This is a genomic window from Peribacillus sp. NPDC097198 (genome assembly GCF_044762055.1).
Lineage (GTDB): Bacteria > Bacillota > Bacilli > Bacillales > DSM-1321 > Peribacillus.
Genome location: NZ_JBIWDO010000008.1, coordinates 75,378 through 91,686, shown reverse-complemented (window position 1 = coordinate 91,686; position 16,309 = coordinate 75,378). Strand labels below are relative to the sequence as shown.

Genomic DNA, 16,309 nt, shown 5'->3' with positions numbered 1-16,309 from the left:
TGTGCGATGAACGGGAGTAGATGAAAATGTCTGTAACGATCAAAGACGTTGCCAAGAAAGCGAATGTCGCTCCATCCACGGTATCGCGTGTTATTCATAACAGTCCGACCATTAGTGAAAAGACAAAGCGTAAAGTACGGAAGGTATTGAAGGAAATGGGCTATCATATGAATGAAAATGCCCGGAATTTGGTTACAAAATCCACGAAGACCATTGGAATCGTAATGAAAAATTCGGCTAGGGAATCCCTGTACAATCCATTCTTTCCAGAAGTGATCCGAGGCATTGGCGACTTTTGTAATAAAGAGGGGTATAGCCTTTCGCTAACGACTGGGGAAACCGAGGATGCCATTTTTGAAGACGTCGTTAAAATGGTTCAAGGTAGACGCGTGGATGGCATGATTGTTTTGTATTCGAAGCAGGATGATAAAGTGGTGCCCTATCTAGTGAAACAAAGCTTCCCATTTGTCTTGGTAGGGAAGCCAAGGACGGATATGAGTGGCATCACTTTCATTGATAACGACAATGTTCAAGCGGCTAAGGAATTATCGGAGTTCGTCATCAACCTTGGTCATCGACGAATTGCCTTTTTAGGGGGCAGTCCTGAATTCGAAGTGATCCAGGCGCGTTTAAGCGGATTCCGACAAGCAATGGAACAGGCAAGGTTAAGCGTTCCAAAGGAAAGTATTAAACTGATTCCATTGAATCGCGCCGATGGCATAAAAGCCATCGAGGAACTGCTGAATTTACCTGAATCACCAACGGCATTTATAGTCATGGACCTATTATTGGGTGTGCTGTTATTGGGCGTGTTAGCGGAAAAGAAGTTGAAAGTTCCGGAACAAATAAGTGTCGTCTGCTTTAATCACTCGGAGTTTATCGAATTCTTAAGTACACCACTAACCACGGTCGATATTCATACGTACCAACTGGGCTATGAAGCAGCAAAGTGCGTATTTGATTTAATAGCCGATCCTAAAATGATGGAAAAGAGTATCCGGGTTCCTACCAAAATCGTACAGCGTGAGTCACATTCCGCTATTGAAAAAGAAATTACAGAGAAATTGTAGAATTGTTTTAGCAATTAAAGCTTGATTTTTCCTAACATAAATTTACAATATAGATTACCAATGTATTTAATCTTATTATTCAAAATTATTTTTTTATTGTTTCTAACGCAAACGTTTGCGTAACAAAATAAGAGGTATTAGTTAAACATGCAGGGGAAGTCGCCGAAAAAACATATGGAGGAGATTCTGATGAAGGTTTTGGTATGGAACGAGTATCGCCATGAACAAACGAAGCCAGAGGTAGCAGAGATTTATCCAAATGGGATCCATGGCGCGATTGCCGAGTTCTTACAAGAAGATCAGATTGAGGTTAACACGGCTACGCTTGACGAAAAAGAGCATGGTCTGACGGAAGAGGTACTGAAGGAAACGGATGTACTCCTCTGGTGGGGGCATATTGCACATGATGAAGTGCAGGATGAAATCGTCCAACGTGTTCATAAGCGGGTGCTCGAAGGGATGGGCCTTATCGTCCTCCATTCAGGACACTTTTCGAAAATCTTCAAACAATTAATGGGAACGACCTGCGATCTGAAATGGCGCGTAGCGGATGAAAGGGAACGGCTCTGGGTAGTGGATCCCGCTCACCCCATCGTTGAAGGAATCGGTGAATATATTGAGCTTGAGAAGGAAGAAATGTACGGGGAGCATTTCGATATACCCGCACCAGATCAATTGCTCTTAATGAGCTGGTTTGAAGGCGGCGAAGTTTTCCGAAGCGGATGCACGTACCAACGTGGAAAAGGAAGGATATTCTATTTCCGGCCTGGCCATGAAACGTATCCGACCTACTATAACCCAGAGATACAGCGGGTGATAAAGAATGCGGTCAAGTGGGTCAAGCCACGTTCTCACAACAATGTGGTTTATGGAAAAGCGGTACCATTGGAGAATATCTCATCCAAGAGATGAAGTGAAGGAGAGAGCAGAATGGTCAAAGTACAAGTGGGAGTCATTGGTTGTGGGAGCATTGCGAAAAATAGGCATTTTCCGGAATATGAAGCGCATCAGGAAACCGATATTGTAGCCGTTTGTGATATTGCGCAAGACAGGGCGAATGCAGCGGCACAAAGGTATGACGCAAAAGCATATACTGATTATATAGAACTCTTAAAGAATAAGGATATTGACGTGGTTAGTGTATGTACACCGAATTACCTGCATGCCCCCATCACGATCGCTGCTCTTGAAGCTGGAAAGCATGTTCTTTGTGAAAAGCCCATGGCGACCTCTTTAGAAGATGCGGAAAAAATGAATGAAGCAGCTGTAAAAAGCGGCAAGATATTAATGATTGGTCATAATCAGCGGTTTGTCCCTTCACATCAAAAAGCCAAAAAGCTAATTGAGAGTGGGGAATTAGGAAAGATTTACAGCTTCCGGACAGCTTTTGGACATTCAGGACCTGAAACTTGGAGTGTCGATGGGGAGAACAGCTGGTTTTTTAAAAAAGATCAAGCGGTCATCGGGGCGATGGGGGACTTAGGTGTTCATAAAGCCGATTTACTGCGATATGTGTTAGGCGAGGAATTTGTGGAAGTCGGAGCTTTTGTGGAAACGAGTGCAAAGCAACAGGCGGATGTTGATGATAGCGCTGCCTGCATCCTGCGAACGGGAAGCGGTATTATTGGTACCCTGACGGCAAGCTGGTCGTACGCAAAAGAAGACAACGCAACGGTCATTTATGCGGAAAAAGCCGTATTGCGTCTAGAAGACGACCCTAAATATTCACTGATTATCCATCATAAGAATGGGAAGACCGAAACCTTCGAATTAGGGGGCATCCAGACAAATGACTCTGGCGGACAGCATGATACTGGAGTAATCAGCCACTTTATAAAAAGTGTGGTAAACAATGAAGAGCCTCTTGTCACAGGAATTGAAGGATTACAATCACTAAAAGTCATTCTCGGCGCAATGGAATCAAATGCATCCAGACAAATCGTCCGCTTATAAAGGGGTTTAATAGTCATCATGTACAAATTGAAAATGGGTATTATCGGTGCTGGGGGGATTGCCCAAAAAAGGCATATCCCAGCCTTCCAAACATTACAGGATAAAGTGGTTTTATATGCAATTCAGGATATTGATGAATTGAAGGCGAGAGATGTCGCCAGGCAACATCATATTGAAAAAGTTTTTACCAATTATGAAGATATGTTTGCCGAAGTGGATGCGGTCACGATAGCCACACCGAACAAGTTTCATGCCGAGATTTCCATCGCGGCATTGCAGGCTGGTGTACATGTTTTATGTGAAAAGCCGATGGCCATCACGACTGAGGAATGTAAGGCAATAACCGATGCGGCAAACTTATCTGGAAAAGTGCTCTCCATTGCGTATCATTACAGGTTCATGAAGGAAGCCCAGGCTGCCAAAAAAATGATTCGAGCAGGTGAAATTGGAGAGCCATACGTGGCACGAGTTCAGGCCATTCGACGAAGGAAAGTCCCCGGTTGGGGCGTATTTACGAGCAAGGAATTGCAAGGCGGAGGCAGTGTGATCGATTATGGCTGTCACTTGCTTGACTTGGCTTTATGGCTGATGGATGACCCAGAACCAATCGAAATTGTAGGTTCGACATATAATTATGTCAGTAAGGGTGTCGATCAAGTCAATCTATGGGGCAATTTCGATGCTTCCGTTTTTGAAGTGGATGACCATGCAACGGCTTATATCAAATTTGCAAATGGAGCTTCTTTGTTATTTGAAACGTCGTGGGCCGCGAATATCCGCGAAGAAGCGACAGTCTTGAGTTTATCCGGAACACAGGGTGGTCTAGATGTGTTCCCGCTCATATTGAACCAGGCGAAGCACGGGATGCTTTTGAATAGTGAAGCGGTTTGGATGCCAGGTGAGGACACACCGGATCTTCAACAGGCGGCGAACTTTATCGATAGTTGCCTTGGTTTTGCCGAACCGTTGGTAAAACCAGCGGAAGCCATGAAAGTATCGAAAATCATTGAAGCTATTTACCAAAGTTCCGCAAGCGGAAAAGTCATGAGCATCAATTAATGCAAAGGTGAGGTGAGGCGAGTGAAACTAGGCGTTTTTACAGTACTATTCGGACAAAAAACATTTGAGGAAATGCTTGATTATGTGGCAGCCTCTGGATTGAAAACAGTGGAAATCGGTACAGGCGGGTACCCAGGTAATGCCCATTGTCCACTGGATGAGCTATTGGAGAGTGAAGAAAAGCGGCAGGACTACATGGAAGCCATCCAATCAAGGGGGCTAGCCATCAGTGCGTTCAGCTGTCACGGCAACCCTATTTCCCCAGATGAAAGCTGGGCTAGAGAAAGTGATGAAAATCTAGTAAAGTCCATTAAGTTAGCTGCCTTGATGAATGTACCTGTCGTCAATACCTTTTCCGGTACCGCAGGTGATCACGAAGGTGCCAAATATCCGAATTGGCCGGTTGCTCCATGGCCGAACGAATATGCGGATGTCTTGAAATGGCAATGGGAAGAAAAACTGATTCCCTATTGGAAAAAAATCGCTGCGCTTGCTGATGAACATCATATTAAAATTGGACTCGAACTGCATGGAGGTTTTCTCGTCCACACACCATACACCTTGTTGAAGCTACGGGAAGCCACATCGAACGCAATTGGTGCAAACCTTGATCCAAGCCATCTCTGGTGGCAGGGAATCGAACCTGTCGGCGCCATTAAAATTCTTGGAAAAGCTGGAGCTATTTATCATTTCCATGCTAAAGACACCTATCTGGACCAAGATAATATCAATATGTATGGTCTCACCGACATGCAACCGTACGGCAACATCCAGACACGTGCCTGGAACTTCCGCTCAGTTGGTTGCGGCCATAGCCTTCAAGAATGGTCCGACATGATGAGTGCCCTTCGTACTTATGGCTATGACTACGTCGTCAGCATCGAACACGAAGATCCGCTCATGTCGATCGAAGAAGGTTTCCAACGAGCCGTGACGAACTTGAAAACCGTCCTGATCAACGAAAGTCCAACCAATCTATGGTGGGTATAACCGATAATGAGCAGCCTAATGGTTGCTTTTTATTTTGGAGTCGAATTGGACTTTGACCGAAAAAAAGCTGGATTAGACCGATATATCTTCAACTAGACCGATAAAATGTTGAAATTGACCGATATATTACGCAGTTTGACCGATAAAAGGAATGCAGCTAGCTAAAAAAGATGCTCCCAAATCTGGGGGCATCCTCTTCACTCATCTTTTTCTTGGTGTGTAATTCAATTCTGCAAATAGTTCGTTTAATTCTTCTTTTGTCAGGTCGCGCCATTGACCGAGGGGTAACCTGTCCAAGTGGATGTTCATGATGCGAACGCGCTGCAGTTCACGGACTTCATAACCCAGTGCCGTACACATGCGGCGGATTTGCCGGTTCAACCCTTGCATTAAGGTAATGTTGAATGTATGGCGTGAAAGCGGCTTGACTTCACATGGAAGTGTTTTCGTATCCAAAATTTCTACGCCTGATGACATCTCTTGTAGGAAGGAATCCGTAAGTGGCTTATCAACAGTGACAATATACTCTTTCTCATGCTTGTTCTCTGCCCGGAGGATTTCATTTACGATATCTCCGTCATTTGTAAGCAGAATCAAACCGCTTGAGTCTTTATCAAGACGACCAACATGGAAAATGCGTAGCGGATGATTAACAAAATCAACAATGTTTCCTTTGATATGTTTTTCAGTCGTGCTTGTGATGCCTGTGGGTTTATTCAGTGCAATATATACATACTGCTGCTCTACTTTTATCGGTTTGCCATCGACACAAACATCATCGCCCGGTTCAGCTTGGCTGCCAAGTTCGGCCACAGCTCCGTTTATGGTCACTCGACCTTCAGCAATCCATTTATCGGCGCCTCGTCTCGAAGTAATCCCTGATTCACTAATATATTTATTGATTCTCAACTAAAGCACACCTTTACATTCAGATTTTCTTCTATAAAGATAACGTAAATCATGCTAGATAAACAAGGGGAAAGCTAAAATGTCTACTTAAGCAGAAACCACAGCTTTATTATCCTTCTTCTTTTTAGTGGTTAAGTAGACACCGGAGAAGACAAGAAGGCCGCCAAGAATTTGGACTATTGTGATGTTTTGACCCAACATCAAGCTTAGAATCGCAGTGAAGACGACAATGAGATTAAGGTAAACGCCAGCTTGGCTTGCATCAATATGACGCAGTGAAATGTTCCAGAAAATGAAGGAACCAACGGATGGGAAGATTCCGATATATAAAATGCCTACCATCGCTTGATTACTTAAATCAAGGTTCAGCCCCGAACTAAAGGCGAACGGAGCAGCCACAATCAGTCCAAGTAAAACAGATACGGCGGTTGCTGATATGGCCGGGATATTTTTCAACTTTTTGGCGATAAGCGAATAGAAGGTCCAGACAAGTATCGCCAGAATCATCAACAGATCTCCTTTATTGAAGGTAAGGTGAAAAATGGTCTGGAGATGTCCCTTCGTTAAGACCAATAGTACTCCGAATAAGGATAGAATAAGGCCCATCACATGTAGAAATGAAATGTTCTCTTTTAATAGTAAGACGGAAAAAAGGACGATGACCGCAGGATTGATCGAGTTAACGAGAGCGGCATTCATGGAAGTCGTATAGGTCAAGGCCCAATACAGGAAAAAATTATATCCGATGATGCCGAGCATGCCCATGAGCCATAGTGTTTTCCACGCTTTCCATACACGTTTCCAATCGGGTTTTTCAATCCAATGAGCAAGAGGAAATAATAAGATAACAGCAATTAGCCAGCGTGAAAACGTGAGTTGAATCGGCGAAAGTTCAGCAACGACGTATTTGCCGAAAATATAATTACCGGCCCAGAATAAATTAGCCAAGATAAGAAATAAAAGAATATAAGATTTTTTCATGGGGTAGCCTCTTTCTTTAGTGATTGAATATTCAATAAATATACCAATGTAGAAAAAGGGAAGCAATATAAATAGTGAAGATTACGTTGAGGGATTATTCTTGTCCAGGAAGGGATGCTATTCATTCATTGCGGGAGACCATGAATATGAAATAAAGAAAAAAGCTGTTCAATCGAAATTGAACAGCTTCTCTCTTATCTTTTAAGCGAAAATCGCGCTGATTTCAGCAATATCATCGATGGTTAATTCAACGTCCAATGCTTTTAAATTACGCAAGACTTGCTCAGGCTTTTTGGACCCGGGTATCAAGACATCTATGGAATGACGTGTTAAATACCAGGCAAGGGCGACGTCCGCAACCTCTGCGTTTTTTCGGTTGGCGATTTCACGAAGCTCCTCGACTTTTTGCAAGTTGCTTGCATAGGCTTGTCCTTGGAAAAGGGGATCTTTAGCTCGCAGGTCGTCAAACTTCGATTCTTCATTATATTTGCCACCAAGCAGGCCGGATGCAAGCGGAAAATAAGGGACAAAGGAAATTTGATTTTCAGCTGTATATGGAAGCAAGTCTTGCTCGGCTCCCCGCTTAAACAGGTTATATTCGGATTGTAAGACGTCGACATAGCCGTCTTTATTAGCTTCTTTTAATTGCTCGAACGAAAAATTCGAGACGCCAATCGCCTTGATTTTTCCGGCATCTTTCAATTCTTTTAAAGCCCCGACAGCCTCATCCTTTGGTGTAGCTTCATCAGGGAAATGAATGTAAAATAAATCAATATAATCAGTCTGGAGCCGCTTTAAACTGGATTCTACAGACTCTCTAAGGAAAGCGGGAGAGTTGTCAATGACCATTTTACCATCCACAAATTTATGGGCACCTTTCGTAGCGAGTACCACTTCCTCGCGTTTGCCGGTATCCTTCAGCACTTCGCCAATCAGTTCCTCCGAGCGTCCGGGCCCGTAAATGTAGGCTGTATCCCAAAAGTTGATGCCTTCTTCAAGAGCCGTCCGCAGGACATCTCTTCCGGTATCTTCATTCAGGTTAGGGAATAGGTTATGTCCACCAATTGCATTCGTACCAAGACCAATCTGATTCACATACAAATTCGTTTTACCAATACGTGTTTGCTTTGACATTTATTGATCATCTCCTCTATCCTTATCATAACAAAAATAGGGTGGGAATTTCCAAAAATAAGCAATAGAAGGCGAGAAAAAAGCAGATGAATCAACGGACTCATCTGCTCCACTTATTTGGTTTCCATGTCTTCGGTGGGTGATGCTTTCCTTGCTTGGCTTAGAATAATGCCAATGACCGTGCCAACCAAGGCTGGTAGGACCCATTCCATTCCATGTTCAGAAAACGGAAGGGCTTCGGTGAATGTTTCCACGAGTCCTAATGGTACATCAAAAGCGCTCAGTCCATCGATCAGGGCAAAGATACCGGTGAAAATCATAGCGCTCCGGTATACTTTTTTTGGATTCTTAAAGTGACGGCTGAAGAACGTCAAAGCGACCAGGACAATTGTTAAAGGGTAGGCCATCACTAGGAAAGGTACGGATACTTTTAAGATTTGATTCAATCCTAGATTGGATAGAGTGAACCCGATTAGCGTAATGAGCAGGACGACCGTTTTGTAGCTGGCCTTAGGAATGAGATTGGAAAAATAATGTCCACAGGCTGTTGTTAATCCTACTACGGATGCGATACAGGCCAATAGGAAGATGATCCCCAAAAGGGTTTTCCCGCCTGTCCCAAGTAATAGGGTAGAAGCGGCGGTCAGGATATCGGTTCCATTTTCATAAGAACCGTTCGCAGCCATGCGTGCTCCCATGAAACCTAAGGATGTATACACAAGAGATAGGAAGATTGCTGTGACCATTCCAGCCTTTATGGTGTACTTAGTCAGCTGCTTACGGTCCGATACCCCTCTCTTTTGGATGGAGGTCAGGATGACAATCCCGAAGGCTAGGGCGGCTAAAGCATCCATCGTGTTATAACCTTCAATGAACCCTTTTGAAAAAGCACCTGTTACGTACGCCTCTGTTGGTGCCTGGAAGGGTGCATCCAGTTTTATAAAGCCAACGATACAAAGGATGACAATAGACCCTAATAGAGTGGGCGTGCTCCAACGGCTCATGATGGTCTCCATTTTTTCAGGATTCATCGATATGGCATAAACAATCAAGAAGAATGCAATCGTGAATAGGAATAAAAAGAGCGATTGGCCTATCGTGTCGCCAAGATAGGGTTTGAATCCCATTTCATAGGCGACGTTAGCATTTCTGGGTATGGCAAGGAAAGGTCCGATGCTTAAATAGATGACGATCATGAAAATCTTGCTGAAAGTTGGGTGCACACGCGACCCAATCGTTTCTGCCCCGCCTTTGACGAGGGAAACGGCGACCAGAACTAGAATCGGGAGTCCGACGCCTGTGACGATAAATCCTGCGATGGCCGGCCAGAAGGAAGTCCCTGATGAGGCTCCCAAAAATGGAGGGAAAATCAGGTTGCCCGCCCCGAAGAACATGGAGAAAAGCATAAGCCCGATAAATAATACGTCTGTTTTTTTCATGATGATGTCTCCTTTTTACGTTCTAGTGAAAATCTCGCCGAATGGACTAACGGGATCATGTGAAAGTATTACTAAGAAAATAAAAAAACGCCCCTACTTAGAGGGACGAGTTGTGTGCTCGCTTTACCACCCATATCCGCGCTTTTTTAAAAGCCACGGCAATCAGTCAACGTACGGTCCATACGGAGCCAATATTATTAAGCTTTGCATGTTGGTTTTTTTGATTCCCATCAAAACCTAGGTTTCATCGTAAGGAGCTATTATAATCTAGAGATAATTTAGCAAATTCAGTATACTAAGTCAATAGGATGAAGTCTTCTTTAGGACAGGATATTAGTCCTAGAGAATCTGGTATGGTTTAAAACGGTTTATGATCAATCGAAAGAATCGTAAAAACTCCCTATTATCTTTCTACCTTCATCTATATTATAATAGAAGTAGAACACTAAAGGAGACAATATGATGTCTGAAAATAAAAAGTTGAGCCTGGCGGATGCTGTCAAGCAGAAATTGGCGCAAAAGCAAGCTGAAACAAGTAAAGATAAACTTGAAACCGGTGTTGTGAAAAAAACAAAACCGCTTAAAAGCCAATTAACTAAAAAGCCCAATAATCAACGTAAGCGCACAGGGGTATAATCCCAATTTGTCAAAGGACAATTACTGTTCAATGCTTATCAGAGAGCAGTATCCTTCATGATCAAAGGTGCTGCTTTTTTTATATTATTTTATTTTTACCATTTTAAGGTAGTGTGTAAACGGGGATTCTGGTAATTTAATGGTATAGGAGAAATCCCTCGCATTGCTTCATATCCTGGTGAAATCCATAAAAGCATATTTTAAGGGAGAGAGTCGATTTGTTAAAAACATTACAAGCCCGGCGGTTTCTGTTTTAAACTTGTAAGAGTTATGACATGTTGTTACCATATTGTTTTGTTAAAATAATAATTTGGAGCTTTGACAGATCATTTTCTTATCTAAAGGAACCTATTGATTTGATCCTTTACTTGAAAATATGAAATATATCGGGGGAATTACGATGGAAGAACAGCTGATTGGCAAAAAGTTCTATGAAACGATGATTGATGACATAAATAAGCATCCGATTCAAGCCTTGGGAGAAATGTTTCTCGTGGAACAAAAAAAGGAAAGATCGGATTTAACCACAATCAGGTTTGCCCAGGGGGAAGTGTACTTCCTGCATCATGACTTTGAGGCGGCCATATTTAAATGGGAGAATATAGAGGGCAATCTTGCTGAATGGGCTAAGAAGAATATTGCTGATGCCTACTTTGAGCTAGAGATGTATTCGACGGCAGAAGATATTTATAAAGCCATTAATACGAGCGAACCTGTATTAAAGACGGAAGTCCTTCTGCAACTGTTTTCACTATACATAGTAGAAACAAGAAATGATCTGGCATCCAAAGTGGTGAAGGAAGCAGTCGATTTCCAACCGGATTATCCAAATGTCACGGAAATTGCGCGTTCCTTCTTTGAAGCGCAAAAGGATTGGAATAGCGCGATAGTTTTAGCGGCCAACGAAAGTATCCGTACGGAGTCAATGGCTTGGTTCGATGTTTTGAAAACATACATCCAGCAGGGCGTTGCACAATCGACGGCTCCGGATTATTTCGCGAACGTGCTTAGATCCTTATATAATCTTGACCAAGATCGTTTTGAGAAAATGACGGTAGCCCTTTGGAAGAACTATAAATATACGGATTCTTACTTTGAATGGCTTAAGGTCATCAATAAATTGATCGATGAAATCGAATTGAACAACGGGGATGTTTGGGATGAGCTTTCCGTCTATTATCGCGATGCCTATGCAGGATTACTAGAAGGTACGCATTTAGTCAAAGAGTTAAGTCCTGTCGTACCAAGACTGTTGGAAAATTGGTTAAAAATCGCTGAAGGGGAGATTTCGTTATTTGCAGCGGCATCTGTCCTTTCCTGGAATGAGATTTTCCCAGATACAGTGAGCGCACTTGTTGTTCAAGATGCAGAAAGTCTGTTAGCGAAATCCCCTAGATTGGGAGGCGGTCTCGAAGCAGGCGAAAAACTGATTCACTCCATCATTCAATGGGCAGAGAGCAATGATCTATTAGTCGGCAATAAGCTGAAATGGATGGTTGAGGGAATTAAGGATATGAGCAATTTCAATCTGCTTCTTGTTGGAAGTGCAGGAAATGGCAAGACATCCTTCATTCAATCGATAGCGGGTGAAAGCATTGCAGCGGAAGACCATTCATCTCTTGTGAGCGTTAAAGATGGCGATGACCTGGAAATCTATGAAATTACCGATACAGATCGTAAAATGGTCGAAGAGTTAACGGAGTTGGATGAAACGCGTCGTCAACGCGGAACGATTGTCGATGTGACACTCATCAGTGATTATTTGAGAAATAATCGCCTGCGTCTACTGGATACTCCAGGATTTAATGGAGAGAAAAGCGTAGACCCTGACTTCCAAAATTACTTACTGGAGAGCGATGGAGTGATGTTCGTTCTGGATGCACGGGCACCTTTCACGGGCAGTGAACGTGATTTGCTATTGGAAATGCAACAAATGGCCCCTAAACTTCCTATTCATTTCTTGCTGAATAAAATGGATACCATCTATAGTGATCAAGTGGCAGTCAGGATGGAAGATGAAACATGGGATAAGGTGAATGCTTATTTCCCGAACGCGAAGGTATTTGCTTTCTCCAAGCTTTATGACAGCAAACAGCAACTGCAGGATCTAGCCGTCTTCCTTCACGCAAACTATCAAGATAGCAATTGGAAGGAAATGAGGGCGGAGAAGCTCCTTGCCTTCACGCGTAAAACTTTATCCTATCTATTAGAAAAACGGGCAGCGAATGAACGGAAATGCGAGCATTCGATTTCTTGGAATGAACAGATGGAAGTGAAGTTGAATGGCGCTACGAATCAGTTGACTGATTTGGAAAAAGAAAAAACCGAAAACATTACAAGATCTTATCGCTTATTAAAAGAAGAAGTGAAAAAACAGCTTTCCACACGAATTCCTGAATTACTGCGTGATTGCTCTAAAACATTATCTGAGAATAGTGACTTTAGCCAAGTGCATATACAGTTGAATCAGGAAATGAACGATCGGATCCAGGCATTTATATCCGATAAAATCATGCCGCAGTATTTCCGCTCGCTTCAAGACTGGATTGCTACATCTGAGTTAGAATTCACGCAAAGCCAACAGTTCATGGATGAGATGAGCGCAGGCTTCAATGAGCTATACAAAGAAGAACGTATTGTACTGGCCGGGGACTTCCGGGTCTTGGATGACTGGCGCCGTGATGCGGACCGGATGACAAGCAGCATCCGGATAGAAAATGTAAATATATTACTAAGAAGGACCCCATCTCAGTTGATTCTTAAGGGAGCCGGGAAGCTATTTGGTGCCATTCCGCAAAATAAAGCGAATATGTACAATCGATATAAGAAGTTCTTGGAAAATGAAGACTTCCAGGATGTTGCCGATATGATCAGTGACAGATTCCTTACTCAGTTTGGATTGTTCGAAAAATCCTTGGAACGTGACATATCCCTGTTCTACCGCAGTCCATTTTCCATCCTTGAAAAAAATATCGAACAGACGAAAGCCGAAATCAAAGAACAGCAGGCTACATTGGAACATATGAGACAAAATCCTGAAGTCTACCGTGATCCGATTACCCTGTTCGAAGTGAAACTGCGCCAATTCGAACGCCTTGAAAAAATCGAGAAAAGACGCCTGGCGAAACTGCAAGGAAAATAAAACATTTAAAATATTCTAAAAACTATTGACTTAATGACTATATCCCTATAAAGTGGTACTTACCATAACGAAACGTAACACATTATATTCTCTTATCAAGAGTGGCGGAGGGACTGGCCCTACGATGCCCAGCAACCGTTCCAATTAGGAATTGGTGCTAAATCCTGCAAAACAGAAATGTTTTGACAGATAAGAGAGGGATAAGTCTGCAAACCAGCTGATTAAACCTCTCTATTTTAGAGAGGTTTTTATTTTGTGTTTATGCCGAGCTAACAGATAAGAATAATGTAAAAAATAGGGGGAATTAAAATGGGAAGATCAATTTTAAAAGGAGCTTTCGTTTCAGTCATCGCTTCGGCGTTGCTTTTGACGGGGTGTTCTTCGGGACAAAGTACAGGGGAAGCGAAAAAAGAGGAAAAGGTATCTTTTGAAAATGTTCCAGAGCGATTTGCGAAAGGCGAGGGAGCTAAAATTAAAGTCATTCGTAAAATTGGCGGCGATGATCACACTGCCCAATACTTAGCAGGGGCGCAAGAAGAAGGAGAAGCACTTGGCTTCCAAGTAGATACTTTTACGGCCAATGGCGATACGGCTAAATTCCATGACGCCATCGCTCAGGCTCTGGAGGAAGACTATGATGGCTATATCATTTCCCATGGTGATGATGCAGCGACAGTGAATGACGTACAAAAGTTGGTTGATGCAGGGAAAAGCGTAGTCACATTCGATTCCATCGGCGATTTAACGAAAATTGATGGGGTAACAGTAACCTCACAAGATGACGAAGCATTGGCAACTCTTGCTTTTGACAAATTGATTGAAGAGCAAAAAGGCGAAGCGAACATTGCATACCTTTGGGTAGATGGTTTCCCTCCTATGGTGAGAAGAAATGCCGTGTATCAAGAAAAGCTGAAAGAAAATCCTGGCATTCATGAAATTGAAAGATTCGGAGTGGCATCTTCAGATACTTCGGTCCAGACGCAAAATGCCGTCTCGGCGATGTTGAACAAGTATCCAAAAGGTAAAATAGACGCAATTTTCGCAACCTGGGATGCATTCGCTATCGGAGCAGCTCGTGCGATAAAAGAAGCGGGGCGCGATGAAGTGAAAATCTATGGTATTGACGTGTCCAATGCTGACCTTCAGGAGATTCAAACAAAAGGAAGCTCATGGTCGTATACCGCAGCGGTTGATCCGAAGTTGATTGGTGCAGTGAATATGAGACTGCTAGCGAAAAAACTAGCGGGGGAAGAAACGCCGCAAACCTATGATTTAGAAGCATCATTGATATCTCAAAAACAGCTTCAATCATCGAAGGACGCTGTCAACATGACCAATCTATCCGGCATTGTTCAAGGCTGGGGAGTATCAACGGAATTTGAAGAAGACTGGATGAAAGTATTGAAAGAACATTATAAGAAGTAACGATCAGAATCAGTAGACACTCTCTTTCAAGTTGAAGAGAGTGTCTGTTTAATGGGAGGGATTGGACATGGGCATTCAACTAGAAATGAAACAAATATCGATTGAGTTTCCAGGTGTAAAAGCGCTTAGTGAAGTTGATTTTTCAGTACAGTCGGGAACAGCACATGCATTGGTCGGCGCAAATGGAGCAGGGAAATCGACGCTAATGAAAGTCTTATCAGGAGCTCATGTCCATTATACCGGCGACATTTTTCTAAATGGCCAGGTACAGGATATCCGTTCGCCAAAGTCGGCACAGGAAGCTGGCATTCAAATTGTGTATCAGGAAGTGGATACGGCCCTCATTCCTTATTTAACGGTTGCGGAGAACGTGATGCTGAATGAATCCGTACAGAACATGGGGAGAAAACAAATCATCAAGTGGAAGGAATTACATAGAAAAGCGACGGAAATCTTGGAAGAAATGAACATCCATGTGTCTTCGAAAAAACTGGTAAGGGACCTTACGTTGGCCGAAAAGCAGATGGTCTTGATAGCTAGGGCCGTTTCAACCGCATGTAAATTCTTGATTCTTGATGAGCCGACTGCTCCGTTAAGCCATACGGAAACAACGGAACTATTCCGGATTGTGAATGAGCTGAAGCAACGTGGTGTAGGCATTATTTTCATTTCTCATCGTCTACCCGAGATATTTGAAGTGTGTGAGGACATTACAATCATGAGAAATGGGAAGAGTGTGAGGCGCAGTAGAATCAGTGATATCACACAAAACGAAGTGATTGAGCAGATGCTTGGAAAGTCAATGGAAGAACAGTTTCCCGTCGTGAATGCCGAGATAGGTGCGGTGATGTTTGAAGTGAACCGACTGTCGGATGCCGATAAAGTCAAAGATGTCAGTCTTCATGTGAGGGCCGGTGAGATAGTCGGTTTAGCGGGCCTTGTCGGGGCAGGGAAAACGGAGCTTTGTAAAACGCTTTTCGGTCATACGGCCATTATAACGGGGGAAGTTGTATTGAATGGAAGGAAGCTTATTCTGAAAACGCCCCATCATGCTGTGAAGAGCGGCTTGGCACTAGTCCCCGAAGAACGGAGGAAAGAAGGCGTTCTCGTACAGGAGTCTGTTACTACGAACCTGACTGCTGCAAGTGTCGGGAAATTCAGTAAGGCATTCAGCTTCGTCGATCGCCAGGCAGAAAAGATAAAGGCGAAAGACCTGATAGCCACTCTTGGGATCAAAACGCCTTCAGAGGAAGCGAAGGTCGAAAACCTATCAGGGGGCAATCAGCAAAAGATCGCCATCGGAAAGTGGTTATTGGCTGATGCGGATGTATACATATTCGATGAGCCGACAAAAGGCGTCGACGTCGGGGCCAAGAAGGATATTTTTGAACTGATCGCAAAGTTAGCCCAAAAGGGGAAAGCGATTATTTATGCATCATCCGAATTGGCCGAAATCATAGGAATCACAAACAGGACCTATGTTTTATATGACGGAAGGATGGTCAAGGAGCTAGAGACAAGCAAGACAAATGAAGAAGAACTACTATTCTACTCAACAGGGGGCAAATAGG

13 protein-coding genes and 1 riboswitch are annotated in these 16,309 nt (G+C 43.2%); of the genes, 9 read left to right on the top strand and 4 right to left on the bottom strand.

Annotated features, from left to right (window positions below; translation table 11 throughout):
- The first annotated feature begins 26 nt into the window (after positions 1-26).
- From ACIQXQ_RS15290 to ACIQXQ_RS15270, 5 genes are all read left to right on the top strand, one after another.
- Positions 27-1,070, top strand: a complete 1,044-nt coding sequence (locus ACIQXQ_RS15290; protein WP_402958529.1) for a LacI family DNA-binding transcriptional regulator — start codon at positions 27-29, stop codon at positions 1,068-1,070.
- Between the two features lie 189 nt (positions 1,071-1,259).
- Positions 1,260-1,982 (top strand): ThuA domain-containing protein, encoded by a 723-nt coding sequence (locus ACIQXQ_RS15285; RefSeq protein ID WP_402958527.1) that lies wholly within the window; start codon positions 1,260-1,262, stop codon positions 1,980-1,982.
- A gap of 18 nt (positions 1,983-2,000) precedes the next feature.
- Positions 2,001-3,023: a Gfo/Idh/MocA family protein gene (locus ACIQXQ_RS15280; protein ID WP_402872086.1), complete on the top strand. Its 1,023-nt coding sequence runs from the start codon at positions 2,001-2,003 to the stop codon at positions 3,021-3,023.
- 18 nt (positions 3,024-3,041) lie between these two features.
- Positions 3,042-4,082 (top strand): Gfo/Idh/MocA family protein, encoded by a 1,041-nt coding sequence (locus tag ACIQXQ_RS15275; RefSeq protein WP_402872084.1) that lies wholly within the window; start codon positions 3,042-3,044, stop codon positions 4,080-4,082.
- Positions 4,083-4,103: 21 nt separating this feature from the next.
- Complete coding sequence (locus ACIQXQ_RS15270; RefSeq protein ID WP_402958525.1) at positions 4,104-5,072, top strand: sugar phosphate isomerase/epimerase family protein; 969 nt, start codon at positions 4,104-4,106, stop codon at positions 5,070-5,072.
- A gap of 201 nt (positions 5,073-5,273) precedes the next feature.
- On the opposite strand, the gene rluF is transcribed toward ACIQXQ_RS15270, so the two are convergent.
- From rluF to brnQ, 4 genes are all read right to left on the bottom strand, one after another.
- Entirely contained in the window at positions 5,274-5,981 is a 708-nt protein-coding gene (gene rluF / locus ACIQXQ_RS15265) for a 23S rRNA pseudouridine(2604) synthase RluF (RefSeq protein WP_402872080.1), read from the bottom strand.
- 87 nt (positions 5,982-6,068) lie between these two features.
- On the bottom strand, positions 6,069-6,962 hold the full coding sequence (locus tag ACIQXQ_RS15260) for a DMT family transporter (protein WP_402958523.1): 894 nt from the start codon (positions 6,960-6,962) through the stop codon (positions 6,069-6,071).
- 201 nt (positions 6,963-7,163) lie between these two features.
- A complete protein-coding gene (locus ACIQXQ_RS15255; protein ID WP_402958521.1) occupies positions 7,164-8,096 on the bottom strand; it encodes an aldo/keto reductase in 933 nt (310 codons plus the stop codon).
- Between the two features lie 113 nt (positions 8,097-8,209).
- Positions 8,210-9,535, bottom strand: a complete 1,326-nt coding sequence (brnQ, locus tag ACIQXQ_RS15250) for a branched-chain amino acid transport system II carrier protein (RefSeq protein WP_402872068.1) — start codon at positions 9,533-9,535, stop codon at positions 8,210-8,212.
- Positions 9,536-9,997: 462 nt separating this feature from the next.
- On the opposite strand from brnQ, the gene ACIQXQ_RS15245 reads away from it, so the two are divergent.
- From ACIQXQ_RS15245 to ACIQXQ_RS15230, 4 genes are all read left to right on the top strand, one after another.
- Positions 9,998-10,171: a hypothetical protein gene (locus tag ACIQXQ_RS15245; RefSeq protein ID WP_402872063.1), complete on the top strand. Its 174-nt coding sequence runs from the start codon at positions 9,998-10,000 to the stop codon at positions 10,169-10,171.
- 400 nt (positions 10,172-10,571) lie between these two features.
- Positions 10,572-13,313: a GTP-binding protein gene (locus ACIQXQ_RS15240; RefSeq protein ID WP_402958519.1), complete on the top strand. Its 2,742-nt coding sequence runs from the start codon at positions 10,572-10,574 to the stop codon at positions 13,311-13,313.
- An 89-nt stretch (positions 13,314-13,402) separates the two neighbouring features.
- Positions 13,403-13,509: riboswitch (SAM riboswitch) on the top strand.
- 113 nt (positions 13,510-13,622) lie between these two features.
- Positions 13,623-14,738 carry a sugar ABC transporter substrate-binding protein gene (locus ACIQXQ_RS15235; RefSeq protein ID WP_402958517.1) on the top strand — a complete coding sequence of 372 codons (1,116 nt, stop codon included), beginning with the start codon at positions 13,623-13,625 and terminating at the stop codon, positions 14,736-14,738.
- 67 nt (positions 14,739-14,805) lie between these two features.
- Entirely contained in the window at positions 14,806-16,308 is a 1,503-nt protein-coding gene (locus tag ACIQXQ_RS15230) for a sugar ABC transporter ATP-binding protein (protein WP_402958515.1), read from the top strand.
- The last annotated feature ends 1 nt before the right edge of the window (position 16,309 follow it).

What these genes read in the sequence shown, in the direction of transcription:
- ACIQXQ_RS15230 (WP_402958515.1), top strand. Translation starts at nt 14,806, where the DNA reads ATGGGCATTCAACTAGAAATGAAACAAATATCGATTGAGTTTCCAGGT.
- ACIQXQ_RS15260 (WP_402958523.1), bottom strand. Translation starts at nt 6,962, where the DNA reads ATGAAAAAATCTTATATTCTTTTATTTCTTATCTTGGCTAATTTATTC.
- ACIQXQ_RS15245 (WP_402872063.1), top strand. Translation starts at nt 9,998, where the DNA reads ATGTCTGAAAATAAAAAGTTGAGCCTGGCGGATGCTGTCAAGCAGAAA.
- ACIQXQ_RS15235 (WP_402958517.1), top strand. Translation starts at nt 13,623, where the DNA reads ATGGGAAGATCAATTTTAAAAGGAGCTTTCGTTTCAGTCATCGCTTCG.
- ACIQXQ_RS15255 (WP_402958521.1), bottom strand. Translation starts at nt 8,096, where the DNA reads ATGTCAAAGCAAACACGTATTGGTAAAACGAATTTGTATGTGAATCAG.
- ACIQXQ_RS15275 (WP_402872084.1), top strand. Translation starts at nt 3,042, where the DNA reads ATGTACAAATTGAAAATGGGTATTATCGGTGCTGGGGGGATTGCCCAA.
- ACIQXQ_RS15285 (WP_402958527.1), top strand. Translation starts at nt 1,260, where the DNA reads ATGAAGGTTTTGGTATGGAACGAGTATCGCCATGAACAAACGAAGCCA.
- brnQ (WP_402872068.1), bottom strand. Translation starts at nt 9,535, where the DNA reads ATGAAAAAAACAGACGTATTATTTATCGGGCTTATGCTTTTCTCCATG.
- ACIQXQ_RS15280 (WP_402872086.1), top strand. Translation starts at nt 2,001, where the DNA reads ATGGTCAAAGTACAAGTGGGAGTCATTGGTTGTGGGAGCATTGCGAAA.
- ACIQXQ_RS15240 (WP_402958519.1), top strand. Translation starts at nt 10,572, where the DNA reads ATGGAAGAACAGCTGATTGGCAAAAAGTTCTATGAAACGATGATTGAT.
- ACIQXQ_RS15290 (WP_402958529.1), top strand. Translation starts at nt 27, where the DNA reads ATGTCTGTAACGATCAAAGACGTTGCCAAGAAAGCGAATGTCGCTCCA.